Source organism: Janthinobacterium sp. 78 (genome assembly GCF_003096775.1).
Classification (GTDB): domain Bacteria; phylum Pseudomonadota; class Gammaproteobacteria; order Burkholderiales; family Burkholderiaceae_D; genus Janthinobacterium; species Janthinobacterium tructae.
In genome coordinates, this window is record NZ_QENT01000001.1 from 5,744,626 (window position 1) to 5,768,975 (window position 24,350).

The window sequence follows — 24,350 nt, forward strand, 5'->3', positions numbered from 1 at the left end:
CGCCCATCGCAGCGGGAAAAATAGTTTTACAAATACGTCCCCCGTTCCCGTTACTCCTGCAGGCACGCCACCGGCGTGCCGCCCACGGACAGGAGAACCAGGATGACAAACAACGTTGCAGACAGGCTGCCATGCAGCATTTGACCCCGGCCGAGCGGCTGGTGGCGGCCATGGCGGCCGAAGGCTTGCCATATAAAAGCATCGCCAGGGAACTGGGCAAGTCGCCGGCCACCGTGCGCAACCAGCTGCATGCGATTTACCAGAAACTCGGCGTGGGCAACCGTACGGCGCTTGCGCACAAGCTGCGCGGTCACCCCTGATGCCGCGCCAGGCGCAACACGCCGGGCGTCGCCTCGACGATATCGATCACGTCCTGCGCCCCGCTGGCATCCCCCAGGGCATAGCGGCCCATGCCCAGGGGCACCAGCCGGGTCACGGGACCGGCGCGGGGACGGTCATCGGGGCCGGGCGCCATGGAGGTCAACGTCGCCTCTCCTCCTTCCATGCTCGCTGTTCCAGCGCCAAACTCCAGCACCTTGCGCCCCTTGCGGCTGGGCGGAAAGACGAAGGTGGCCGTGGGCCGGTACACCTCGATACCGTCTGCATCCTCCTCGAAGGAATGCGTCCAGCTACCGCTGGGCAGTGCCGTTGTCATGCCGTGCATGCCGCCTCCCCTTGATCACTTTGACGTCAGAAGCACGATACCACGCCGCCCAGGCTTTCATAGCCGCTCACGGAAGGCGACCAGGCCGTACCGTTCCACGCCTTGTGGAACAGGGCGCCATTCGTGCCCGTGACAAACACGTCGAGGCGGTTGGCTGCCCAGGCCGTGGCGCGCGGACGCGAGGTACACACACCGCCCAGGCTTTCAAATCCCGTCAGGGATGGCGACCAGGCAGTGCCGTTCCACGCCTTGTGGTACAGGGCGCTGTCGGTGCCGATGACGAACAGGTCGAGCCGGTTGGCTGCCCACGACACGGCTTCCACCTCGCCCACGCAGATGCCGCCCAGGCGTTCGAAGCCGTCGATGGACGGCCCCCATTTTGCGCCATCCCACCACTTGTGGTACAGCGCGCCATCGGTGCCCGTGACAAACACATCGAGCCGGTTCGGTCCCCACGCCACGGCCTTCGGCGACGAGGTGCAGATGCCCCCCAGGCGCTCGTAGCCCGTCAGCGACGGTCCCCAGGCCGTGCCGTTCCACCACTTGTGGTACAGCGCATGGTCGGAACCGATGACGAACACGTCGAGGCGGTTCGGTCCCCACGCCACCGCTTCCGGCTGGCCCAGGCAGATGCCGCCCATGGCTTCATAGCCCGTCAAGGATGGCCCCCAGGCGGATCCGTTCCACCACTTGTGATACAGGCCACGGTCCGTGCCGACGACAAACACGTCGAGACGGTTCGGCCCCCACGCTACGGCGCGCGGGTCGCCCACGCACAAGCCACCCATCGCTTCATAGCCGGTCAGGGACGGCCCCCACGCCGTGCCGTTCCACCATTTGTGGAACAAGCCACTGTCGGTCCCCGTGACGAACACATCGAGCCGGTTCGGCGCCCACGAGACCACTTGCGGCGCACTGGTACAGATACCACCCTGCCCCTCGTAGCCGGTGACGGATGGTACCCAGGCCGAGCCATTCCAGGCCTTGTGATACAGCGCGCGGTCCGTGCCCAGCACGAAGACGTCGAGACGATTCGCACCCCAGGCCACGACGGGCGATGAGCTCTGGCACGGCGTGGCGCCCGTGCCGCCCGTGCCCGTGCCGATGCTGGCGCGCGGACCATCGAGGCAGGCCTGCATGCGTGCCACCTGGCCCGCCGTGAACATGAACATGGCGGGATCGTCGACGTAATCCATGTAGTTCATGAACATGTCGCCATTCGGCCCGTTGCTGCAGGAAACATGCGGGAACGAAGGCTGGCCCGTGTTCGGCCCACCCTGGTTCGGCGTGTCGGACACGTTGTCCGTGCCCGAGCAGCCCGTGCCGTCATCACCCCAGATATGGTTCAGGTTCAGCCAGTGGCCGATTTCATGCGTGGCCGTACGTCCCAGGTGGAACGGTGGCGCCGCCGTGCCGCTCGTGCCGAAGGCCGATTGCAGGATCACCACGCCGTCGGTGGCGGCTGGGCCGCCGGGAAACTGCGCATAGCCCAGCAAGCCGCCGCCCAGCTGGCACGCCCAGATATTCAGGTAACTGTCGGCCGGCCAGGCGTCCATGCCGCCCGTCGCCTGCGACTTGACGGCATCGTCGGCGCCAAACGAGGCCACCGTCGTCTGGCGCCGCTCGATGCCGCTGGTGGCCGCGCCATGCGGATCGATCGTGGCCAGCACGAACTCCACGCGCGCATCGGCCGTCAGCGGCAGGAATGGCGCCGGCGTGCCGTTCACATCCGGGTTGACGCGCCGGAAATCGCGGTTCAACACATCGATCTGGCTGGCGATCTGCGCATCCGAAATATTCTGCGCGGCCGTATTCCACACCACGTGCACCACCACCGGTATCTGCGTCACGCCGGAACGGCCGGCAATGCCGCTGTCACCCTCGTAGAGTCCGGCCAGGTTTTCGATATCGGCGCGCACGTTCGCATACGAGGGATCTTCGCTCAGCAGGCGGCGATGCACGTCCATCGTGGCGCAGGTGCGCACTTGCGGCGTGCCGCCGCCCTGCCCCCCATCACCGCCGCTGCCACCACTACCGCCGCCCATGCCGCCGCCACCCGCAGCGCCGCCACTTCCCATGCCACCGCCATCGCCCACGTGCATGCAACTGGCGCCCGCCATGCCCTGCGATGCCTGCTGCATGCCGCCACCCGGCATGGCGCTGGCATCTGCGGCGGCCGTGCCCTGGGTGAGCGCCGCCTGGTCCGCATACGACATGCCCAGGCGGGTCCCGGACATGGCATCGTCGCTGCCTGCCGCGCCAGCGTCGGCCCGTACGTCGCCCTCGACCGGCATCGCCTGCATGGAAGACATGGCAGGTATGCCTTCCGCCGAACCGGTGGCCGGTGATTTTTTCGTTTTAACGGTGCTCATGATGTCTCCCTTCGTCTGTTTGCCAGTTCACTATGGCACGGCGAAAAGAGGAGCATTTGCGCCAGATCAAGACTGGCAAGCGGTGGCCAAGAAAAGTGGAGGACGAAAAAAAAGACAGCCGAAGCTGTCTTTGGGGCTTGCAGGCCGTGGCCCGCAAACGGGGAATTACTTGGCGGCGGCGGCCTTGACTTCAGCGTCGGCCTTGGCCTTGACTTCTGCCGTCTTGGTGGCGGCGATGGCTTTATCGGCGTTCGCTTCCACTTTTTCCTTGGCGACCTTGGCGTTGGCTTTCACGGCCGTTTTGGTGGCTTTCGCATCGGCTTTGGCATCGGTTTTATCGGCCTTGGCTTCCGCTTTCAGCTTGTCTTCCGCATCGGCGCTGACGACTTTGTCGTGGGCCTTGGCTTTGGTTTTGTTGGCCTTGTGATGGGCGTCGGCTTTCTTGTCGTCGGCCTTCATTTCAGCCTTGGCGACGTTGGCGTCAGCCTTGGCATCGACTTTGGCTTCCGAAGCGACAGCCTTGTTGACGTCTTTTTGCGCGGAAGCCTGGGCTTTCACGACAGCTTCGGTAGCCGGCGCGGTTTGAGCGAAGGCAGCGGTAGCAAACAGGGTGGCGATCAGTGCGGCGAGTAATTTGTTCATGATGAGACCTTTCAATATGGTTTAATTTTATTCTTACTAAAGGCGGGCAAAATGTTCAAAATTTGCCAGGCATCGCGCTGTTTCTGGATAGAGCGCAATGGCATGACTTCATAATAAAGATAACTGGCAAACCACACAGTGCGCTAGCGCACTCAACGGGAAATATATGCAATTCGGCAAATTTCCCATTGAGCGCGGCCTGACGCTTCAGATCCTCAGGCGCCCACGGCCAGCGCCGCATGGCGGGCAGCGACCCACTCCTCATTGGCTGGCTCCACGCCCACCACGATGCGGCTGGCATCGCTGGAAATGCGGCTGGCGTTGCGCGCATTGGCCTGCGCATCGAGCACAGGGCCGATGAAACCGAGTTCGGCGCAGATGCGCTGGCGCAGTTCGGCGCTATGTTCACCGATACCGGCCGTAAATACCAGCATGTCCAGCCCACCCAGCACGGCCGTCAGGGCGCCGATCTCGCGCACGATGCGGCGGATATACAGGGCCAGCGCGGCGCGGATGCGCTCGCCCGTGGCATCTTGCCGGTCCTGCTGCGCCAGCAGCACCGGCGGATCGGCCGACACGCCCGACACGCCCAGCAAGCCCGACTCGTGATACAGCACATGCGCCACTTTTTCCAGCGACAGTTTTTCGATTTCCATCAGGTAGATCACGGCGCCAGGATCGAGCGAACCGCAGCGCGTGCCCATCATCAGGCCATCGAGCGCGGAAAAGCCCATGGTCGTGGCCACGCTGTGCAAATTCTCCATGGCGCACAGGCTGGCGCCGCTGCCCAGGTGGGCCACGATGACCTTGCCGCGCGCGACAGCACCAAAGCGCTGCTCCAGCACCAGCGACTGGTATTCGTACGACAGGCCGTGGAAGCCGTAGCGACGCAAGCCCCGCTCCCACGCATCGTAAGGCAGGGCCAGCATCTGCTCGACCTGCGGCACCGTGTGGTGGAAGGCCGTGTCGAAGCACGCCACCTGGGCGATATCGGGCCGCGATTCGAGCAACACCTCGATCGCCTCCAGCGCGAACGGCTGGTGCAGCGGTGCGAGCGGCACATAACTTTTCAGGTCCGCCAGCACCTTGGCATCGATGCGCACGGGGGCGAAATACTTGCTGCCGCCATGCACCACGCGATGCGCCACGGCGCGCAGCGGGCGCCCGGCCAGCTGGGCCACGACTTGCGCGCGGATGTATTCAAGGGCCGCGTGATGCGGCTGCTGCGCATCGAGCTGCAAGGCGACTGCCGGCAGGCCGCCAGCGCGGTAAGTGGCGTTTTCACGGCCGATGCCTTCCACCTTGCCGCTCCATTGCGCCTGCTGCGGCAGCACGCCGCCGGCCTGCTCGAACAGGGCGAACTTGATGCTCGACGAGCCGCAATTGAGCACCAGGATCAGGGCGCCGTCGGCATGTTGGACGGGTGCGTTCATGGCGGCGTGCTCCGGTAATGATTGGCCAGCATCACGGCGATGGCGCACGAGGCGATGCGGCTGGCGCGCGAATCGGCGCGGCTGGTGAGAATGACGGGGACCTTCGCGCCCAGCACGATGCCGGCGCTGTCCGCGTCGCCCATGTATTCAAGCTGCTTGGCCAGCATGTTGCCGCTTTCCAGGTCGGGCACCAGCAAAATATCGGCGCGGCCCGCCACTTCCGAGACGATGCCCTTGACGGTGGCGGCGGCAATCGACACGGCGTTGTCGAAGGCCAGCGGGCCATCGAGGATCGCCCCCGTGATCTGGCCACGGTCGGCCATCTTGCACAGGGCGGCCGCGTCCAAGGTGGCCGGCATGTCCGCGTTCACCGTTTCCACGGCGGCCAGGATGGCCACGCGCGGGCAGGCCACGCCGATCACGTGCGCCAGGTCGATGGCGTTGCGCACGATGTCGGCCTTCATGGCCAGGTTCGGCGCGATATTGATGGCTGCATCGGTGATGATGAAAGGACGCGGATAGGCAGGCGTCTGCATCAGGAAGCAGTGGCTGATGCGGCGCTTGGTGCGCAGGCCGGCGCTGGCGGCCAGCACGGCCGACATCAGTTCATCCGTGTGCAGACTGCCCTTCATCAGCGCCTCGACTTCGCCCTTGCCCGCCATTTCGGCGCCGCGCGCGGCGGCAGCATGGCTATGCTCGACATCCTCGATGGCGATACCGGCCAGACTCAGGCCCGCTTCCAGGGCCACCGCTTCCAGGCGCGCACGCGGCGCCACCAGCACGGGCGTGATCAGGCCGGCCGCATGCGCATCGAGCGCGCCCGCCAGGCTCAGTTCATCGCACGGGTGGATCACGGCTACCCGGATCGGGCCCAGCGTGCGCGCGTGTTCCAGCAGGCGCCGCGTGCCGTCGCCGTTATGCAGGCGCACTTCAGGCAAGGTGGCGCGCACTCTTTCAATCTGTTCAGCGGGCGCGATCACCTGCGCTTCGCCGTCGAGCACCACGGCGCCATGCTGGTTGACGCAGCGGCAGGCCAGAGTCACGTGGCGGTTGCGCGGCTCGCGCGCGGTGACGGTGACGCTGATGGCCAGCGTATCGCCGACGCGCACGGGCTGCAGGAAACGCAGGGTCTGGCCCGTGTAGACGGTGCCGGCGCCGGGCAGGCGCGTGCCCAGCACGGCCGAAATGAGGGCGGCGCCCCACATGCCGTGCGCGATGACGCCCTGGTAGCGGCTGGAAGCGGCAAATTCGACATCAAGGTGCTGCGGGTTGTCATCGCCCGACATCACCGCGAACAGGGCGATATCGTCCATGCTCAGGGTGCGCGTGATGCTGGCGGTGTCGCCGATGGCGATCTGGTCGAAGGTGCGGTTACGCACGATATGCAAATCATCGTCTTGGGTGGTAGTCATCATGGTCTTCTAGGCAGAGGTAGTGTTTTTGGCAGGTTTGGCCTGGACAGCAGGCTGGGACGCAGTTTGAGATGCATGCGCGGCCGGTGGCAGCGCCTTCGCGTGCGCCTTGATCGCACGCTCGAATACCTCCAGCATTTGCTGCAGGCTCGCTTCCTCGTCCGGCGTCGGCGCTTCGGGCACTTGCAGCACTTGCTGCATCCATTCGCCCAGCGCGCCGATGGCATCCGGTTCGGCGCGTGCCAGCAAAGTCGGCAAGGCGGCGATGGCGGCATCGAAATCATGCAGCATCAAACGCGCCTGCTGGCGCACGATGCCGCGGAATTCTTCCATGCTGAAGCCCTGCGTGTACTGCGGCTTGACCAATTTGAGCGCCAGGTTGACGCGGCGCTCGTCGGCGATCATGCGGAAGCGGTAGATGTAGAACAGCGCGCGCACGGCCGCTTCCACCAGGCCGCCATGCTGCATGTCCGCGTCCATCTTGAGCGTTTCGCAACGCACGTATTCGCAATGCTCGGGCGAGATACCGGGATGCGGGCGCGGCGGCGAGGTGTCGCCGATGGCTTGTCCCGTCAGCGCCTGCACCAGGGGTGAACCGTACACCAGGTCGAAGGTCGTTTCCTGCACCGTATCGCGCCAGTCGCGCCAGCTGTTCAAGCCGGCCGTGATGGCGTCGGAGAAGGCTTCCTGCATGGCCAGCAGCGGGTTGTCCGGCGCCACCGGTTGGCGCTGGGCACGCACTTTTTCCGCCTCCTTGGCCACCAGTTTGGCCAGCGGATTGTGGTCCGTCCAGCGCTCGTACGAGACGCGCAGCGGATGCGTGAGCTGCAGGAAGCGCGCCGACTGCGGCGTGACCATGGCGCGCACCCACGGCTGCGCAAACGTGCGGTACAACGCCAGGTTCACTTCGGACACGCGCGCGGCGGCGGCGAATTTGCGGTCATTTTCCACGCTTGGCTGCACGATGGCGCGCACATCCTCGATGCCGCGGTGTTCGACCTGCAGCACGTAGTCGCCGCTGGCCAGGTCCGCGTTCGGCGTATCGGGCGTCTTGTCGACGATCCGCGCTTCGTAAATGCCGGCCGGCAGCAGGTTGATCAGGTCGATATTGCTGGCGAATTTCTGGTGTTCCTTGTGGCCTACCTTGGCCGAGACGAAAATGCCCAGGTGGCCGATGCTGTCATGTACGGCATACACGATGGTCTGGTCGTGCAGCAGCACATCATTGTCGTCGCGGTACAGGTCCGTGATCCAGCCCAGCGCCTGCGGCGGCGGCGTGATGTTGTCGCCGTTCGAGCAGAACACGACGATGGGCGAACGGATATTGCGCAAGTCCAGGCGCACGCCGTCGGAGGTGATCAGCTCGGCAGTGGCCAGGCGGTTGCCGATGAACAGATTGTCAACGATGTACTGCATCTCGACGTCGTTGAGGAACACGTGGCCGCCCCAGTATTTTTCAAATTCCAGATAACGGGGCGCTTCCGTATCGATGTTCGCGTACAGGTTGTACTGCTTGCCCCACAGGGTATTGGCCGGGTTCAGCTTCTCGAAATTCTGCACCAGGCTGGCGCCGTCGAAACGGCCCTTGCCCAGGTCGCCCGCCAGGGCCGTGGCCCAGCTGCCGCCCATCAGGCCACCCGCATAGCGCATCGGATTGCGGCCATGCCAGCCGGCCCAGTACGACACGGGCGCGCCAGCCACGATGATGGGGCCGAACAGCTCCGGACGCATGGCCGCCGTCATGAGGATTTGCCAGCCCGCCTGGCAATTGCCGATGACGACGGGCTTGCCTTCGCTGAGCGGATGCAGGGCGATGACTTTTTCCAGGAAGGCCGCCTCGGCGTGCATCACGTCTTCCACCGTCTGTCCCGGCACGGGATCGGGCAGGAAGCCGACGAAGTAGCACGGATGGCCGGCGCGCAGGGCCACGCCGATTTCACTCTCGGCCTTGAAGCCGCCGATGCCGGGACCGTGGCCAGCGCGCGGATCGACGACGACGAACGGCCGCTTGCCCGGATCTGGCTCCGGTGCATCGGGCGTCAATATGCGCGCCAGGCCGTAGTTGACGGGACGCGCCAGCTCCAGGCCGGACATCACCAGTTCGGCGGGGAAGTCCAGTACGTTCGGCACTTCCTCGGCCAGATGCTCCTGGTACTGGTTGCCGCGCCGGCGCATCACGTCCGCGTACAGCACGATGCGCTGCCACGAGTCGCGCGCATAGTCGCCCAGCACGCCCAGCGGCGGCAAGCCGCCGGTGGAGAAAAATGGAGCAGTTTCGATCTTCATGGCTATCCTTTTCATGCAAACAAACGCCGGAACATTCCGGCGCGGGGGCTACGCCATCTGGCTGATGGTCTTGCGAAAGCGCGCCAGCGCGAAGGTAAACAAGGCCGTGCCGATGGCCAGCAGGGCCAGGAACGGTTTCCACACTACGTCGATGCCGGCGCCCCGGTACAGGATCGCCTGGCTCAGTTCGACGAAATGCGTGGTCGGAGCGATCAGCATGATGTTCTGCACCAGTTCGGGCATGCTTTCGCGCGGCGTGCTGCCGCCCGAAAGCATCTGCAGCGGCAGCAGCACGAGGATCAGCAGCATGCCGAACTGCGGCATGCTGCGCGCCACGGTGGCCAGGAAAATGCCCATCGAGGTGGTGGCAAACAAGTGCAGGGCTGCGCCGCACAGGAACAGCGCGATCGAGCCTTCGATGGGCACATGCAGCATGCCGCGCACCACCAGGTTCAGCGACAGGGCGGCGGCCAGCAGCACCACCAGGCCCATCGACCAGACCTTGCCCAGCATGATTTCGGCCGGCGTCACGGGCATCACCAGCAAGTGCTCGATGGTGCCGTGTTCGCGCTCGCGGATCAGCGCCGCACCCGTCAAAATGATCGACAGCATCGTCACCTGGTTGATGAGTTCCATCAGCGAGCCAAACCACGCCTGGCTCAGCGAAGGATTGAAGCGCGCACGCATCACCAGCTCCACCGGCGAGACCGTCGCGCCGCGATAGCGCTTGGCGAATTCGGATATTTCGCCGGCGACGATCTGCTGGATGTAGCCGCTGCCGCTGAAGGCCTGGCTCATGCGCGTGGCGTCCACGTTCAGCTGCAGCTCCGCCTGGCGCCCACCGAGCACGTCCGCCTGCAGCTTGGGCGGGATCGTCAGCACGAAGGTGTACTGGCCCGCGTCCAGGCCCGCATCGACCTGGCTCTGGTTGATCATGGCCGGCGGCGTGAACTGCGGCGCAAAGAAGGCCGAGGCGATGCGCCCGGACAGCGGCGAACCATCCTCGTCGACGATGGCGATCGAGGCCATGTGCAGGGTTTCCGGCTTGGCCGTGGCGGCCACGTAGATGGCCAAAGTGAAGGTGTAGAGGATCAGGATCAGCATCATCGGATCGCGGATCAGGCTCCAGATTTCCTTCACGCCCAGGCGGTAGATATTTTCAAGATGCCGCATATCAGCTCTCCTGTTTCTTCAGCAGCGCCACCGTCACGCCGAGGATCACGGGGATCGCCACGATCAGGGGCCAGAACGAGGCGTGCAGGTCGCCAAAGCCCAGCGCCTTGTTGAACACGCCGCGGCTGATATTAAGCATGTGCGTGGCCGGATACATCAGGCCGATCGCCTTGCCCACGCCTTCCATCGACGAGACGGGATTGAGCAGGCCGGAAAACTGGATGGCCGGGATCATGGTGCCGATCATGGTCACGAACAGGGCTGCGATCTGGCTGCGCGTAAACGTCGAAGCGAACAGGCCGATGCCGGTGGCGCAGATATTGAAGATGAACGTGGCGCCGATCAGGGTCAGCAGACTGCCCTTGATCGGCACACCGAAGGCGGTGACCGCCAGCAGCGCCATGAGGGCGAAGTTGAACATGGCCAGCACGACGTACGGCACCTGCTTGCCGAGCAAGAATTCCAGGCGCGTGACGGGCGTCACGTACAGGTTGATGATGGAGCCGAGTTCCTTTTCACGCACCACGGACAGCGCCGCCAGCATGGCCGGCAGCATCAGCAGCAGCAGGGGAATCACAGCCGGCACCATGGCCGGCAGGCTTTTCACGTCGGGGTTGTAGCGGTAGCGCGTCTGGATGGCGACGGGATTGCTCATCGTGATGCCATAGCGGTGCAGGGCCTGGTCGGCCAGCCACAGCTGATGCATGCCCTGCACGTAGCCCTGCACGGTTTCGGCGCGCATCGGCATGGCGCCGTCGATCCAGGCGCCCACCTGGGCTGGCGCGCCGCGCTGCACGTCGCGCGCAAAGCCGGGTGGAATCTCGATGGCCAGCGACAGTTCGCCGCTGCGCATGCGCTTGTCGATATCGGCATAGTCGCGCAGCGGCGCTCGCTCGACGAAGTAGCGCGAACCGGCCAGGTTGTTCGTGTAATTCTGGCTCAGGGTGGTCTGGTCGTGGTCGAGCACCGCATAACTGAGGTCTTCCACATCCAGGCTGATACCGAAGCCGATGACGAACAACAGCAGCACCGAGCCGCCCAGCGCCAGGGTCAGGCGCACGGGGTCGCGGCGCAATTCCAGCGTTTCGCGCCACATGTAGCTGAGCATGCGCCCCAGGCTGAAGCGGCTGCGCTGCTGCTTCTGCTGTGGCGCCGGTGCCGCTTCCTGCTGCGCGGGCGCCGGCGTTTCCGGGACTGTCGCCGCTGCCGTGCCGCCGCCCGCCTCTTCCAGGTAGGCGATGAAGGCCGCTTCCAGCGATGGCGCGCCCTTCTTGCGTACCAGTTCGGCCGGCGCATCGCTGACCAGCACTTTACCGGCATGCATTAGCGAGATGCGATCGCAGCGCTCGGCCTCGTTCATGAAGTGGGTGGAAATGAAAATGGTGACGCGGTCGCGCCGCGCCAGCTCGATCATCAGGCGCCAGAAATTGTCGCGCGCGATCGGGTCGACGCCGGACGTGGGCTCGTCGAGGATCAGCATCTCCGGCTTGTGCACCATGGCCACGGCCAGCGACAAACGCTGGCGTATGCCCAGCGGCAGGCTGTCGGGCAGGTCGTCCATCACCTCGAGCAAGTCGAAGCGCTGCGCCATTTCGTCGATGCGGGCAGCGATTTGCGCTTCCGGCACGTGAAACAGGCGCGCATGCAGCACCAGGTTCTGGCGCACCGTCAGTTCGCTGTACAGCGAGAACGCCTGCGACATGTAGCCGACCCTGCGGCGCGTGTCGATATCGTTGGAATCGACTTCCTTGCCGAACAGCCAGGCCTTGCCTTCCGTTGCCGGCAGCAGGCCCGTGAGCATCTTCATGGTGGTCGATTTGCCGCAGCCGTTCGAGCCGAGAAAACCAAAAATTTCGCCGCGGCCGATGCGGAAATTCACATGGTCGACGGCCGTGAAATCGCCGAAGCGCATGGTCAGGTCTTGCGCCTCGATGGCGACGTCCTGCGCACTGGCAGCGTCCAGCGGCGTGATCACCACAGGCTGGTGGCCCGCGCGCTTGGCTTCGGGCAGCAGCTTGATGAAGGCCGCCTCCAGGTTGTCGCTTTGCGTGCGCGCCAACAGTTCGGCCGGCGTGCCCGTATCGAGCACCTTGCCGTCATCCATGGCCACCAGCCAGTCGAAGCGCTGCGCCTCGTCCATGTAGGCGGTGGCGACCATCACGCTCATTTGCGGGCGCTGCACGCGAATGCCGGCGATCAGGTCCCAGAACTGGGCCCGCGCCAGTGGATCGACGCCGGTCGTCGGTTCATCGAGAATGAGCAGGTCGGGATCGTGGATCAGGGCGCAGCACAGACCCAGTTTCTGCTTCATGCCGCCCGACAGCTTGCCCGCCGGGCGCGTCAGGAACGGATGCAAGCCCGTGCTGCGGGTCAGCTGGTCGATGCGGCGCCGGCGTTCGGCGGCATCGTGGCCGAACAGGCGCGCGAAAAACTGCAGGTTTTCCTCGACCGACAGGGTCGGATACAGATTCTTGCCCAGGCCTTGCGGCATGTAGGCGATGCGCGGACAAACATCGTCGCGATGGCGCGCCTCGCGCATGTCGCCGCCCAGCGCCATGACGCTGCCCTGCTGCACGGCGCGCGCGCCGGCCACCAGCGACAGCAGACTCGATTTGCCCACGCCATCGGGCCCGATCAAGCCGACCATGCGGCCGGCCGGCACATCGAGGTCGATGGCATCGAGCGCCACCGTCTTGCCGTAATGCTGGCTGACGCCCTTGATGCTGACAACAAATGGGGTCACGTCCATGCTCACTGCGGAACCTTGCTCGTCAGTTCAGCCGGCCATGGCTGCTTTGCATCGAGGCGCACCCAGGCCACGCCGGGCAAGCCCACCTTGACCAGCGCCAGGTGCTTTTGCAGCAGCTCGCGGCTGATCTGCGCTTTCACGCGGAACATCAGCTTCTGGCGCTCGCTGGCCGTTTCCACCGTCTTCGGCGTGAACTGCGCGCTGGCGGCGACAAAGGAAATCGTCGCCGGAATCACGTAATTGGGCGCCGCATCGAGGATGATGCGCACTTCGCCGCCCATCGCCACCTTGCCGGCCGCCGTCTCGGGCAGGAAGAAGGTCATGTAGACGTCCGACAGGTCGACCAGGTTGAGCACCTTGCCGCCACCGGCCAGCACTTCGCCCTGCTGCGCCACCAGGTACTGCACGCGGCCGTCGCGCGGCGCCGCCAGCTGGCCATCGGCCAGGTCGGCGTCGATGCGCGCGGTGGTCGCTTCGGCGGCCGTCACGGCGGAACGCGAACCGACCACTTGCGCCCTGGCCGCGTCGATGGCAGCCTGCGCCGCCGTGACCTGCGCCTTGGATGCATTCAGGGCGGCGGCCACGCTGCGCACGCGGGCGCGGTCGTCGTCGAGTTCCTGCACCGAGGAAGCGCCCTCCTTCGACAGGGTTTCCGAGCGGGCCAGGCGGCGGCGGGCCGCATCGAGTTCGCTTTCACGCTGCGCCACCAGGGCCAGCGCGGCCGCCTTGTCGCTCTCGCGCACGGCCACCTGCGCCTGCGCACCGACCACCGCGTCGGAAGCCTGCTGCTGGCGCGCGCGCGCCTCGTCGCGCTGGGCAGTCAGCGAGTCCACCTGCATGGTGGCCAGCGGCTGGCCCGCCTTGACGAAGTCGCCCTCGCGCACGAGGATCTCCTTAACCCGCCCCGCCAGCTTGGTGGCGACGTCGATTTCGGTCGCTTCGATGCGGCCATTGCCGCTGACAAAACCTTCGCCAGGGCCGGTAGGACGCATTTTTTGCCAGGCCACATAGCCCAGCACGAGAACGGCCACGATCAGCGCGGCGGGGATGAGTTTTTTCTTCAGTTGAGCATTCATGGTATCGGGGCGATCAAATTAGTGGGTGGAAGCGGCGGCGGGGGTGTTGGCAGGCGCGCCGCCGCCCAGGGCCGCATACAGGCTGACCTGGCTGGAGAGCAGCGCGCGGCGCGTCTGCACCAGTTGCTGCTCGACCGTCAGCAGGTCGCGCTGCGCATCGAGCACTTCCAGGTAGGGCGCGGCGCCATTGTCATAGCGCAGCTTGGCCAGGCGCGCGCGTTCGCTCTGCGCGGCCAGGGTGATCTTGCCGATGTCGACCTGCAGCGCCAGCCAGCGCCGGTTCGACAACGCGTCGGCCACTTCGCGAAACGCGCCCTGCACGCTCTTTTCATAATTGGCCACGGCCACGTCGCGGCGTACCTCGGCCAGGTCCATGTTGGCGCGGATGCGGCCCGCGTCAAAGATCGGCAGCACCAGGCGCGGCGCGAAATTCCAGGCGCCGCTGCCCGAGTCGAACAGGCCGCTCAATTCCGCGCTGGCCGTGCCGTAGGCGGCCGTCAGCGAAATGGTCGGGAAGAAGGCGGCGCGCGCGGCGCCGATATTGGCTTGCGCGGCGCGCAGCTGATGCTCGGCCGCCACCAGGTCGGGGCGCTGCGTGAGTAAAGCCGAGGGCAGGCCCGCATGCAGCGGCTGCAGCACGCTGGCATCGTCGAAGCGGCGCGTGTCAGGCGTCAGGTCGACCGGGCCGCCCACCAGCTGGGCCAGCGCATGCGCCTGCATGGCACGCGCCTGCTCCAGCTGCGCCGACAGCGAGAGGGCCTGGCTGAGCAGGGTTTCCACCTGCGTCAGGTCCAGCTTGGAAATCGAACCGACCTCGAAGCGACGCGTAAAGATGCGCAGCGACTCGGCACGGCTGTCGACCGTGGCGCGCGCCAGCGCCACCCGTTCATCGAGTTCGCGCAAGCTCAGGTAGCCATTGGCCACCTGCGCCACCAGGGCCACGCCGACGGCGCGGCGCGCCTCGTCGCTGGCCAGCAGAGTTTGCAGCGCGCTGTCCTTCAGGCTGCGCACGCGGCCCCAGAAATCAAGCTCCCAGGCGCTCACGTTCAAGCCCGTTTGGTACTGCGCGCTCGTCATGGGGCGGCCCGTCACGCTCAGGTCACCAGGCACGCGCGCACGGCTGCCGGAGGCGCCCAGCGCAATGGTGGGGAATTGTTCCGCGCGCTGGATGCCATACGCGGCGCGCGCCTCTTCCACGCGCAGGGCGGCGATGCGAATATCGCGGTTGCTGGCCAGCGCCTGCGCAATGAGCGCCTGCAGGCGCGGATCGGCAAAGTAGGCTTGCCAGGCGACGTCGGGCGCGCTTGCGCCGGCAGCGTCAGTTTCCGGATACTGCGCCGCCACGGGTAGCGGCGGTGGCGCATACGGCGGCGCCATCGAGGCGCAGCCGGCCAGGGCCAGCGTGGCGGCCAGTCCAGTGGCCAGCGCGGCCATCCTGGCGCACGCAGATAAAGCGGGAACAGGCATGATCATCTTCTTCCAGTCAATTCAGAATGTTGTAGCCGCCGTCGACATACAAGGTGCCGCCGGTGATGGCGCGCGCGCCGTCGCCGGCGAGGAAGGCGCACAGCGCGCCCACGTCGTCGATGGTGGCCAGGCAGCGCATGGGCGAGCGTTCGATGGCGTCGGCCATCAGGCGGTCGAAATGGGCAATGCCGGAAGCGGCCCGCGTCTCCAGGGGCCCCGGCGAGATGGCATTGACGCGAATGCCTTGCGGACCCAGTTCCGCCGCCAGGTAGCGCACCGATGCTTCCAGCGCCGCCTTCACGGGACCCATCAGGCCATAGTCGGCGATGACTTCCTCGGCGCCCAGGTAACTCATGGTCATCAGGCTGCCACCGTCCGGCATCAGCGGTTCGGCCAGCTTCGCCATGCGCATGAAGGAGTGGCACGAGATATCCATCGCCTGCGCGAAGCCGTCGGCCGAACTGTCCGTCACGCGGCCATGCAAGTCTTGTTTGGGCGCGTAAGCGATGGAATGGACGACGAAATCGAGCCGCCCCCACTGCCGCTCGATCTGCGCAAACAGCGCTTCGAGCTGGCCTGGCACGGCCACGTCGAGCGGCGCCACGATGGCCGCCTGCACTTGCTGCGCCAGCGGTTCCACATGCGGACGCGCCTTGTCATTGAGCCAGGTCACCGCCAGTTCGGCACCGGCCGCGCGCAATGCGCTGGCGCAGCCCCAGGCGATGCTTTGCGCGTTGGCGATGCCGACCACCAGCCCGCGCTTGCCCTGCAAAGGCAAGTACTGCTGCAAGGCGGCCGTCATGCCTGAACTGGACGCAGGGCGGGCCAGGGCGTGGCCGCATGCACGCATCGCACCGCGCCGGCACGCATGGCGGCGGCGCACATGGCCAGTGTGACGCCACCGGCGCGCGCATACGGCAAAGCAATGGGAGTGTGGGGGTGTAAGGTACTGCACGCGTCAGGCGCGGGGATCTGCATCTTCATGAATCGGGCTTCCGTCACTGAAATTCGAGGCCAGCACCAGTGCATTCTCGGGGAACTGGTACGGGGCGAAATTACTCTACAGCATTTAGAAGCGTGATTCGTGATGAGTTCGATACGCATTCCATGACGCTTTGAGCTAGGTCAACTATAAGTGCGATTGCGGCAATGCAGCATTGATGTAAATCAAATTTTACCTCAATATTAACTAAATGAAATATTTTTCAGGCAAGCGTGCGGACATGCATATTTGATAACACTGCTGGGCTGACAGGAAGAAAAAGGACTTTTCCGGTGCAGATGGGCATTGCTGTAAAAACAAGCAGCGCTGGGCGGCGGCGGATGGCAGGCGGCGGGGGAGAGATGGAATGGGGACCATGCTATTGCATTGCAACATGGCCCACCATACCTTGCGGAACTGCGCTGAACGGCCTTATTGGCGCGACGCCGCTGCGGGACGCGAATACAGGTCGATGATGGTGCTGATGCCATCCTGGCATACGGAGCAGAACGTCTCGCTGCGGTCGAACATGATGCACTGCATCTCGGGCCGGTAGTAGCCGGACGACTCGTAGTTCGCGCCTTCGAAGGCGCCCACCGCATGGCGCTGCGGCGCCTTCGAGAACAGCTGCTGCGTGTACGCCAGGTCGGCCTTGAACAAGTCGCTCATCTCGCTTTCCGGGCGGTTGGCCGCGCGCAGGGCGGCGCGCTGCTTCTGGTATTCGCGCGCATGGCTGTCGTACGCTTCCTTCGGCCATGGCGTCGGCAGCGGCGTGCCTGCCTTGACGTGGTTCTGCCATTTCAACCTGGCCGGATCGCGCAGGGCCGTGGCGTTCGGCTCCCACGGTTCCTGCCGCTCGCCATTTGACTGATAGGCCACGGGCGAAGTGTAGTACTCGTCGGCCAGGCCGGCGAAATGGTGGCCGAATTCATGCACGAACAGGTAATTGGCCCAGTCGTTGTTGGCTGCGGCCGTGCTGAACTGGCCGAAGATGCCGCCACCGCCGTAGGTGTCGTTGTTCACGAGGATTTCGATGAATTCATACGGCGCATACTGCGCCAGGTCGCGCAGGGCGCGGTTGTCGGTGGTCAGTACATAACGCTCGCTGCCAAAGATATCGTAGCGCGTGCCCAGCGGCGACGCATGGTGCACGCCCGTCGATGGACGCGACACGCCCGATTCCTGCGTCGGCGCGGCCATGGCCCACACATTGAAGTCATCGGCCCGCTCGCGAAATGGCGACACCGTAAACAGGTGTTCGGCCAGTTTGCGCGCCGTCGCTTCGAACTTGCCCATTTCGGCGGCCGTATAGCCGTCACCCATGATCAGCAGGTCGACCTTCCCGGACGAGGGGCCACTGATGCGGATCGGTATCGGCTTGACGGGTGCCGGCGGCTGCTTGCGGATCAAGTCCTGCGCGGCCGGGTCGACATCGGTACTCCACACAACGGAAAACAGACCGCGCTCGTCGCGCTTGAGGATGCGCACGCGCACGGGCTGCTGCGGCTGCGGGAAACGCACGGATTCCTGGAACGCGCGCGTGGTGGTTTTCGCTTCGTCGGTACTGGCCCATTCACCGAAAATGGTGGAGAAGCCGCGCGAATACAGCACCTTGCCCGACTGGATATCGACCACTTCCAGCAGGTTGTTGCCACGGTTGCTGTCGTCGATGGGACGCGCCAGATTGCCCGGCCATGGCAAGGGTTCGACCAGCACGCGCTCGACCGCATAATGCTCGCCCAGCGCATTGCCGCTGTGCTGGTAATCGAGGCGCATGGTGGCCGGCTGGGCGGCACCGGCAGCCTGCGCGACAGGGACGATGCCGGCGGCCAGCGCCAGCGCGCAGAGGAAGGATCGAATCGGGGTCTGCTGCATTTCATTCCTGACACGGTAGAAAAACGGGTAAAAGAAGCGGTTTTCCAAACAAACAGCGGCGCCAGCGGCGGGCATGGAAAAATCCGGTGCGGCACATTGTAGCGACAGGAATACGCACTGCAAAGCACCTATTTCACGCACCCGCTTGACCGCGCCACGCAATCCATTTACATTAGACTGACTAGTCGATCAATTAAAAGGAGAACCAACCGCCATGCGCACCATCGATCCCGGCAAACACGCGGCCCGTCGCGACGCCATTCTCGCCGCCGCGCGCAGCTGCTTCGCGCGCAAGGGCTTTCACCAGACCAGCACCGCCGCCATCTGCGCGCAAGCGGGCATGAGTCCCGGCAACCTGTTTCATTACTTCCCCACCAAGCAAGCCATCATCGCCGCCATCGTCGACCAGGAAGGCAGCGAGACGGCCGCCTATTTCGCCGGCGTGCAAGGCAGCGCCGATGCGTACGCCGCCCTGCTCGATTTCATGGACCTGGTCCTGGCGCTGGCGGCCGACGGGGATTTTGCGGGACTGGCGCTGGACATTTCCGCCGAAGCGATGCGCGATCCGGATATCGCGGCCAGGGTGGCACGCAACGATGCCGTGCTGCGCGCCGGCGTGCAGGCGCTGCTGGAAAGCGCTGCGGCACAAGGCCAGGTCGACGCCGCGCTCGACCCCGCGCAAACGGCAGGCTGGATCGCTGCGCTGATCGACGGCATCTTCAACCGGGTCGCCGTCGATCCCGCTTATGCACCGCCAGCGCAGCGCGCCAGCCTGCACCTGTTATTGGCGCGCTTCCTGCGCCCTGCCCTGGCATGAGCGCCTCCATGCAAACCCCGCCGGCGCGCATCGCCGACGTCGACGCCCTGCGTGGCTGCGCCCTGTTCGGCATTTTGGTCGTCAATATCGGCGCCTTCGCCACGCCGTGGTTCGGCCTGGGCTTGACCGATCCTGCCTTTCACGGCGGCGTGGACCGCGCCACGCATTTTCTCGTCGCGCTGCTGTTCGAGACCAAGTTCTATCTGCTGTTTTCCTTCCTGTTCGGCTACAGCTTCACCTTGCAGATGCAGGCGGCCGCGCGCGCCGGTGCGCCGTTCGTGCCGCGCATGCTGCGCCGGCAAGCGGGCCTGTGGCTGATCGGCGCCCTGCATGCCGTGTTGCTGTTTCATGGCGATATACTCACCACCTACGCCCTGCTGGGCATCGTGCTGCTGGCGCTGCACCGCTGCGGCGAACGCCAGGCACTGTCCCTGGCCTTGATGCTCGTCACCGTCTGCGTGGCGTTCTGGGCATCGATGGCCTGGCTGCAAAGCCTGCAGCCGGCGGGCGACGCGGCGGACAACGCCGTGGCGATGGCGCAGAAAGCGGCAAGCGCGCTGGCCGCCTACCGCGCCACACCGGCCACCGTCATCCTGCAGCACCTGCGCGAACTGAGTGACATCTGGATCGTCCTGCTGCTGGTGCAGGCACCGTGCGCGCTGGCCATGTTCCTGTGCGGCCTGGCCGCCGGCAAGCGCGAGATGCTGCTGCACGCCAGCGCGTATCTGCCGCTGCGCCGCCGCCTGCTGTGGGCCGGCGCCCTGGTGGGCCTGCCCGGCGCCGCCTTGTATGCGTGGACCTCCGTGTATGCGCAAAGCCAGGCATGGCAGGTGGCGGGACTGGCCGTGGGCCTGGCGAGCGCGCCGCTGCTGGCGGGCGCTTACCTGGCGCTGGCACTGGCCCTGTTCGAACGCCTGCGCGGTGGCACGCTGTTTTCCCTGCTGGCCGATACGGGCCGCATGGCCCTGTCGAACTACCTGCTGCAGTCGGCCATCTGTGCCTGGCTGTTCCTCGCGTATGGCGCACGGCTGATGGGCAGCGTCTCGCCGCTCGGTGCGCTGGCGCTGGCCGTCATCATCTTCAGCCTGCAGCTGCCACTGAGCCGCCGGTGGCTGCGCGGCCACGCGTATGGCCCCGTCGAGTGGCTGCTGCGGGCATTGACGATCGCCGCGTGGCCGCGCTGGCGGCGATAGCGCACCGCCTATTTGTAGCGGTACAGCGGCTGGCGCAGCTGGATCGGGCGGATATCGAGGCGCAGCTTCAGCACCGAATACGCTTCCGCCTCGGTCGAGCTGTAGCCGACGCTGTTGACGGTCTTGCTGAACCTGAATTCAAAACCCAGGTCCGGGTACGGGTCGCGCGGGTTGCCGAAGGCGATGCCGATGGCTTCCTGCTGCGCGTTGTCGATCAGGTTGCCCATCAGGTCCAGCACGGCGTTATTGCCGAGGATATCGTTGGTAAACACGGGTTCGCGCATGTCGGGCTGGTTCGGATCGAGCTTGTTGTCGGCCTTGTCCGGCGAAGGCGTAAATACGCGCGTGACGAGGTTGAATTTGTCGCCCCGGTCCAGGTAGCTGATGGCCGCGTTGCTGATATTGAAATTTTTCACGCCACGGTCGCTGATGGCGCCCGACAGGTCGATCAGCAAGGCGCCGCTGTAGCCGATGACTTCCACATCGCGCATGGCGTCGACCACCATGGCGCTGTTTTCATCGATACCCAGCCCCAGGTGATAGCCTTTTTTCAGCATCACGGGAATCATGCGCGCAAAGCGCCCGCGTACCAGCAGATGCTGGTCCACGAAGACATCGCTGCCGATGAAACCCAGGCCCGGCGCGATCTCGCGCCCATCCGTGACGCCCATCTTGAGCATGTCGAGCACGGGCTTGGCATCGTAGAACATGGTGGTGCTCATGATGGCCGCGCCGGCGCTGGAACCGGCGATCACGCCGCCATTGCGGTAGACCGACCAGATGGCTTCCAGCGCGGCCGTGCGGCTGCCGTCCGGGCGCAGCAAGGCTTGCGTGATGCGGCCCTGGTCGCCGCCGGCAAAATAGATGCCGCTGGCCGACTTGATCTGCGTGACGATGGCCGGATCTTCGGCCGCCTTGCGGTAATCGCGATTGGGCAGCTTGACGGCCAGCGGCACGAAAAAGGCATCGGCGCCATACTGATTGAGTTTTTGGATGATGCTTTCACCCGACTTTTCCGGATTCATCGCAGCCGAGGCCAGCACGGCGATCCGCGCGCCCGGCCCGCCCGACAACTTGACGATGCGCTGCCAGACTTCGGCATTGTCGGCGCGCAGGCCGCCGCCAATGATGACGAGGGTGCCCTGCGGGGCGCTGCCGATGGCACTGCCGCCAGGCGCCGCCACGGCATGGAAGCTGCACAATGCCAGCGCGAACAGCAGCGCGGCGCGGAAGGTCTGATACAGGCTTGAAGATGATTTCATGGTGCCTCTCGAATACATGGAAAGGGGCACGCGCCTGGCGCGCGCCCTTGCTGCCAAAACTGCTGCTTGCAACCCAACGCCATCGGACTACGATACTACCTGCTGCGTGTGACAGCCGTATTGCGGTATCTCCTGCTTTGCCGCCTTACTTGAAGCTGTAATTGGCGCTGGCATAGAAGCGCCGGCCGCGCGGGTCCGAATAAGTAGGGTCATAGCCGGACAGGAAGAAGTACGCCTGGTTCGAGTACGGCGGGCTGGTATTGAACAGATTCTGTATGCCCGCGCGCAGCTTGAACTGCTTGCTGACCGCATACGCACCCGACATGTCCCACAGCGTGTAAGCCTTCACCCGGTTCGGCTTGACCACGCTGCCGTCGTCCGTGTTGATGGCCGAATTCTGGTCATCATAGCCGCTCGAATACGTGTTCGACAGGCTGGCCGAATACGGGCCATTATCCCAGTCCAGCGTGATCGTATGGCGCCAGCGCTGCACCACGCCATCCGTGACGAATTTATTCAAGTTACTGATAAAAACGTCGCCAGGGCTGGTCTGGATTTTCGAGTCGAGCACATACGTGCCACTCAGGTGGCCGCCGAAACGCCCCCACGCCGTTTTCACGCCATGCAGGTCGGCCGTGATATCGATGCCCGCAGCTTTTTGCGCACCGCGGTTTTCCTTGCGCAGCTCGATGTAGCGGATTTCATTGTCTTCGTCGCGGTGCACCAGATCGCCATACTTGGCCAGGTTACCGAGGATGATGTCGTCGCCGATTTCGCTGATCAGGTCCGTACGCTGGATGTTCCAGTAGTCGGCACTGAAGGTCCAGTGCTGGCTCGGTTCGAGCACCACACCGGCCGTGAACTGGCGGCTGCGCTCCGGTTTCAGCTTGTCGTTGCTGTAGCGGCGCGTACGCCAGTTGTCGGCGCAGACAGAGTAGTCGTTGTCCTCGGCTTCGCAGTAGACGGGATCGGGCAGGGTCGCCGTCTGGCTGTAGACGGTGGGCCGGTGCAGGTCCGACATCGATGGCGCGCGGAAGCCCTTGCCGGCCGAGGCGCGCAGCAGCACCTGCTTGCTGGGCATGTAGGTCAGGCCGATTTTAGGACTCAAGGCGCCGCCCACCTGTTGGTAATGGTCATAGCGGCCCGAGAGCTGCGCCTGCCACTGCTTGCTGAATGGCAGCAGCAGTTCGCTGTAGATGGCCTGCACATTGCGGCTGTCGCTGGTGGCCACGCCCCCTTCGGGCGCTTCGTCGTTGGTGATGTTATTACTCATCAACAATGCGGATGGCCGGAAGTCCGTGCGCTCGCGCCGCACTTCGCCGCCCACGGCCAGCGCCAGGTCGCCGCCGCCCAGTGCCATCAGCGCGCGCGACACCTTGAAATCGAGCGAGTCCATGACGCCGCGCGCATGCCGCACTTCGTCGTTGACCTGGATGCTATCGAGCAGTGCCTTGCCCGCCGCGCTGGACGGGCCGAAGGGATTGATGGTGCCATCCGTGATGCCCTTTTGTAGCTGGTCGGCCAGGAGGTAGCCGTGCGTGTCCTTGTCCCTGACCACGTTGACGCTGTGATTCAAGCCCACGTCGTAATCCCAGCCGCCCACGGTGCCGGTGGCGCCCACCACGTAACGCTGGCTTTCGCTGGTCAACTCGCTGGTGCGCATGCCCGCTTCATTCAGGCGGATGCGCAGGGCCAGCGTGTCAGTCAGCCCGGCCGCGCTCAGCTGCGGCACCATGCTGGCGTCGATTTCGCCATCCGGCCGCGCTGTCGATCCCACGTAATAGCTGCGCGAACGGCTCAACGCCACCTCGGCATACAGTTGGTGGTCATTGTTCAATTTGAGGACGCCGCGCGTCAGCAGGTTCTGCTTGTCCGTCTTCGGATACAGCTCGGTGTCGCCCATATAGTTATAGGTACACGCATCGACGCCGCCCGTGCCCCCCGGCAGGTACACATTGGCCGGTCCGCTGCAGCCAGGAATCGACAGGTTGATGAGGCGATTCGTGATCGGCTTCCCATTGAGCAGGAAGCCCTGTTCCTGCAGGTAGTCGCGCTGGTCGCTGGAGAGGCGGATATTTGCCGGACTGGTGTAACTGGACAACAAATGGCCGAGGCGTTCCGGCACATGCAGGTTCGGAATGAACTTGCGCTGCGAAGTGCTCAGGCGGTCGGTTTTTTGCAGGTCGACCACGGCAAAGATATTGTAGCCATCTGCCGCCAGGTCACCGGTGCCGGCCGTAATGCTGGCCGTGCGCTTGCCGGCCCCGCCTTCATCGGTGCGGCTGCCGTAGACATTCAGCTCCACGCCCTGGTAATCCTTGCGCGTAATAAAATTGATGACGCCGCCGATGGCGTCCGTGCCGTACAGGGCCGAGGCACCGTCGAGCAATACTTCCACGCGCTGCAGGGCGGCGGCGGGAATGTTATTCAGGTCTACGCCCGCATCGTCGCCGGGCGAGGCAAAGTTGGCCATGCGCCGGCCATTGAGCAGCACCAGGGTCGATGAGGTGCCCACGCCGCGCAGGTTGGCACTGTTGAAGCCGCGCTGGTCGCCGCCCACATTGATGCTGACGCCATCGGTCAGGCCACCCACGTTGGCCGACACGCGCGCCATCAGCTCGGCCGCCGTCGTCACGCCCGCCTTTTCGATATCGGCGCGCGTGATGACCTGCACCGGCAGCGCCGTCTCCGATTCCAGGCGCTTGATGGCCGAACCCGTGATCTCCACGCGCTGCATTTTTTTCGGCGCCGGCTCGCCATCCCGCGCCAGCTCCTGCTCCTGTACCTGCGCCTGCGCCTGCGCGCCACTGGCCAGCATGCCCAGCGCCGCCGACACGCTCAAGGCGCCCAGCGCCAGGCGCACGCCTTGCGCCAGCACCGACTCGCGTGGCAATACGGAACGGCCGTCCTGTCTTTTCATGTGCATTGCAACTCTCCCCAATGGTGT

Annotated in this window: 17 protein-coding genes; 3 read left to right on the plus strand and 14 right to left on the minus strand. The window is 65.0% G+C overall.

Translation table 11 applies throughout. The features are described 5' to 3' along the window. Positions 1–131: 131 nt before the first annotated feature. Positions 132–320, plus strand: coding sequence for a helix-turn-helix transcriptional regulator (locus C8C92_RS25240; protein WP_116745586.1), 189 nt, complete (start codon positions 132–134; stop codon positions 318–320). On the opposite strand, the gene C8C92_RS25245 is transcribed toward C8C92_RS25240, so the two are convergent. The 12 genes from C8C92_RS25245 to C8C92_RS25300 all read right to left on the minus strand — a co-directional run bounded on the left by C8C92_RS25245 (position 311) and on the right by C8C92_RS25300 (position 18,131). Then, entirely contained in the window at positions 311–664 is a 354-nt protein-coding gene (locus C8C92_RS25245; protein ID WP_133250828.1) for a hypothetical protein, read from the minus strand. The two genes, C8C92_RS25240 and C8C92_RS25245, sit on opposite strands and share 10 nt — an antisense overlap. 26 nt (positions 665–690) lie before the next feature. Further along, positions 691–3,036, minus strand: coding sequence for a M43 family zinc metalloprotease (locus C8C92_RS25250; protein WP_243420354.1), 2,346 nt, complete (start codon positions 3,034–3,036; stop codon positions 691–693). 165 nt (positions 3,037–3,201) lie between these two features. Further along, complete coding sequence (locus tag C8C92_RS25255; RefSeq protein WP_116745588.1) at positions 3,202–3,678, minus strand: hypothetical protein; 477 nt, start codon at positions 3,676–3,678, stop codon at positions 3,202–3,204. A 215-nt stretch (positions 3,679–3,893) separates the two neighbouring features. After that, the gene (locus tag C8C92_RS25260) at positions 3,894–5,111 is read right to left on the minus strand and encodes an acetate/propionate family kinase (RefSeq protein WP_116745589.1); all 1,218 of its coding nucleotides are present in this window, start codon (positions 5,109–5,111) and stop codon (positions 3,894–3,896) included. Then, on the minus strand, positions 5,108–6,523 hold the full coding sequence (locus C8C92_RS25265) for a bifunctional enoyl-CoA hydratase/phosphate acetyltransferase (protein WP_116745590.1): 1,416 nt from the start codon (positions 6,521–6,523) through the stop codon (positions 5,108–5,110). The genes C8C92_RS25260 and C8C92_RS25265 overlap by 4 nt, the downstream gene beginning before the upstream one ends. A gap of 9 nt (positions 6,524–6,532) precedes the next feature. Beyond that, positions 6,533–8,809, minus strand: a complete 2,277-nt coding sequence (locus C8C92_RS25270; protein WP_099762102.1) for a DUF3141 domain-containing protein — start codon at positions 8,807–8,809, stop codon at positions 6,533–6,535. A gap of 48 nt (positions 8,810–8,857) precedes the next feature. Next, positions 8,858–9,982: an ABC transporter permease gene (locus tag C8C92_RS25275; protein WP_099762101.1), complete on the minus strand. Its 1,125-nt coding sequence runs from the start codon at positions 9,980–9,982 to the stop codon at positions 8,858–8,860. Position 9,983: 1 nt separating this feature from the next. Further along, positions 9,984–12,731 (minus strand): ribosome-associated ATPase/putative transporter RbbA, encoded by a 2,748-nt coding sequence (gene rbbA, locus C8C92_RS25280; protein WP_116745591.1) that lies wholly within the window; start codon positions 12,729–12,731, stop codon positions 9,984–9,986. Positions 12,732–12,733: 2 nt separating this feature from the next. After that, positions 12,734–13,807 carry an HlyD family efflux transporter periplasmic adaptor subunit gene (locus C8C92_RS25285; RefSeq protein ID WP_116745592.1) on the minus strand — a complete coding sequence of 358 codons (1,074 nt, stop codon included), beginning with the start codon at positions 13,805–13,807 and terminating at the stop codon, positions 12,734–12,736. 18 nt (positions 13,808–13,825) lie between these two features. Continuing rightward, entirely contained in the window at positions 13,826–15,280 is a 1,455-nt protein-coding gene (locus tag C8C92_RS25290) for an efflux transporter outer membrane subunit (RefSeq protein ID WP_116745593.1), read from the minus strand. 10 nt (positions 15,281–15,290) lie between these two features. Further along, positions 15,291–16,076 (minus strand): enoyl-ACP reductase FabI, encoded by a 786-nt coding sequence (gene fabI, locus C8C92_RS25295; RefSeq protein WP_116745594.1) that lies wholly within the window; start codon positions 16,074–16,076, stop codon positions 15,291–15,293. Positions 16,077–16,688: 612 nt separating this feature from the next. Beyond that, the gene (locus tag C8C92_RS25300; protein WP_116745595.1) at positions 16,689–18,131 is read right to left on the minus strand and encodes an IgA Peptidase M64; all 1,443 of its coding nucleotides are present in this window, start codon (positions 18,129–18,131) and stop codon (positions 16,689–16,691) included. A gap of 214 nt (positions 18,132–18,345) precedes the next feature. Between C8C92_RS25300 and C8C92_RS25305 the strand changes: the two genes are divergently transcribed. Together C8C92_RS25305 and C8C92_RS25310 are read left to right on the plus strand one after the other, a co-directional pair. Beyond that, entirely contained in the window at positions 18,346–18,948 is a 603-nt protein-coding gene (locus tag C8C92_RS25305; protein ID WP_116745596.1) for a TetR/AcrR family transcriptional regulator, read from the plus strand. A gap of 8 nt (positions 18,949–18,956) precedes the next feature. Next, entirely contained in the window at positions 18,957–20,141 is a 1,185-nt protein-coding gene (locus C8C92_RS25310) for a DUF418 domain-containing protein (RefSeq protein ID WP_116745597.1), read from the plus strand. A gap of 8 nt (positions 20,142–20,149) precedes the next feature. Here the strand turns inward: C8C92_RS25310 and C8C92_RS25315 are convergent, their stop codons facing one another. Together C8C92_RS25315 and C8C92_RS25320 are read right to left on the minus strand one after the other, a co-directional pair. Continuing rightward, positions 20,150–21,403: a cyanophycinase gene (locus C8C92_RS25315; RefSeq protein ID WP_116745598.1), complete on the minus strand. Its 1,254-nt coding sequence runs from the start codon at positions 21,401–21,403 to the stop codon at positions 20,150–20,152. Positions 21,404–21,548: 145 nt separating this feature from the next. Then, positions 21,549–24,329 (minus strand): TonB-dependent receptor, encoded by a 2,781-nt coding sequence (locus C8C92_RS25320; protein WP_116745599.1) that lies wholly within the window; start codon positions 24,327–24,329, stop codon positions 21,549–21,551. Positions 24,330–24,350: the final 21 nt, after the last annotated feature.

Excerpts from the sequence above, each read along its gene's own strand:
- C8C92_RS25240 (WP_116745586.1), top strand. The coding sequence starts at position 132 with ATGCAGCATTTGACCCCGGCCGAGCGGCTGGTGGCGGCCATGGCGGCC.
- C8C92_RS25245 (WP_133250828.1), bottom strand. The coding sequence starts at position 664 with ATGCACGGCATGACAACGGCACTGCCCAGCGGTAGCTGGACGCATTCC.
- C8C92_RS25250 (WP_243420354.1), bottom strand. The coding sequence starts at position 3,036 with ATGAGCACCGTTAAAACGAAAAAATCACCGGCCACCGGTTCGGCGGAA.
- C8C92_RS25255 (WP_116745588.1), bottom strand. The coding sequence starts at position 3,678 with ATGAACAAATTACTCGCCGCACTGATCGCCACCCTGTTTGCTACCGCT.
- C8C92_RS25260 (WP_116745589.1), bottom strand. The coding sequence starts at position 5,111 with ATGAACGCACCCGTCCAACATGCCGACGGCGCCCTGATCCTGGTGCTC.
- C8C92_RS25265 (WP_116745590.1), bottom strand. The coding sequence starts at position 6,523 with ATGACTACCACCCAAGACGATGATTTGCATATCGTGCGTAACCGCACC.
- C8C92_RS25270 (WP_099762102.1), bottom strand. The coding sequence starts at position 8,809 with ATGAAGATCGAAACTGCTCCATTTTTCTCCACCGGCGGCTTGCCGCCG.
- C8C92_RS25275 (WP_099762101.1), bottom strand. The coding sequence starts at position 9,982 with ATGCGGCATCTTGAAAATATCTACCGCCTGGGCGTGAAGGAAATCTGG.
- rbbA (WP_116745591.1), bottom strand. The coding sequence starts at position 12,731 with ATGGACGTGACCCCATTTGTTGTCAGCATCAAGGGCGTCAGCCAGCAT.
- C8C92_RS25285 (WP_116745592.1), bottom strand. The coding sequence starts at position 13,807 with ATGAATGCTCAACTGAAGAAAAAACTCATCCCCGCCGCGCTGATCGTG.
- C8C92_RS25290 (WP_116745593.1), bottom strand. The coding sequence starts at position 15,280 with ATGATCATGCCTGTTCCCGCTTTATCTGCGTGCGCCAGGATGGCCGCG.
- fabI (WP_116745594.1), bottom strand. The coding sequence starts at position 16,076 with ATGACGGCCGCCTTGCAGCAGTACTTGCCTTTGCAGGGCAAGCGCGGG.
- C8C92_RS25300 (WP_116745595.1), bottom strand. The coding sequence starts at position 18,131 with ATGCAGCAGACCCCGATTCGATCCTTCCTCTGCGCGCTGGCGCTGGCC.
- C8C92_RS25305 (WP_116745596.1), top strand. The coding sequence starts at position 18,346 with ATGCGCACCATCGATCCCGGCAAACACGCGGCCCGTCGCGACGCCATT.
- C8C92_RS25310 (WP_116745597.1), top strand. The coding sequence starts at position 18,957 with ATGCAAACCCCGCCGGCGCGCATCGCCGACGTCGACGCCCTGCGTGGC.
- C8C92_RS25315 (WP_116745598.1), bottom strand. The coding sequence starts at position 21,403 with ATGAAATCATCTTCAAGCCTGTATCAGACCTTCCGCGCCGCGCTGCTG.
- C8C92_RS25320 (WP_116745599.1), bottom strand. The coding sequence starts at position 24,329 with ATGCACATGAAAAGACAGGACGGCCGTTCCGTATTGCCACGCGAGTCG.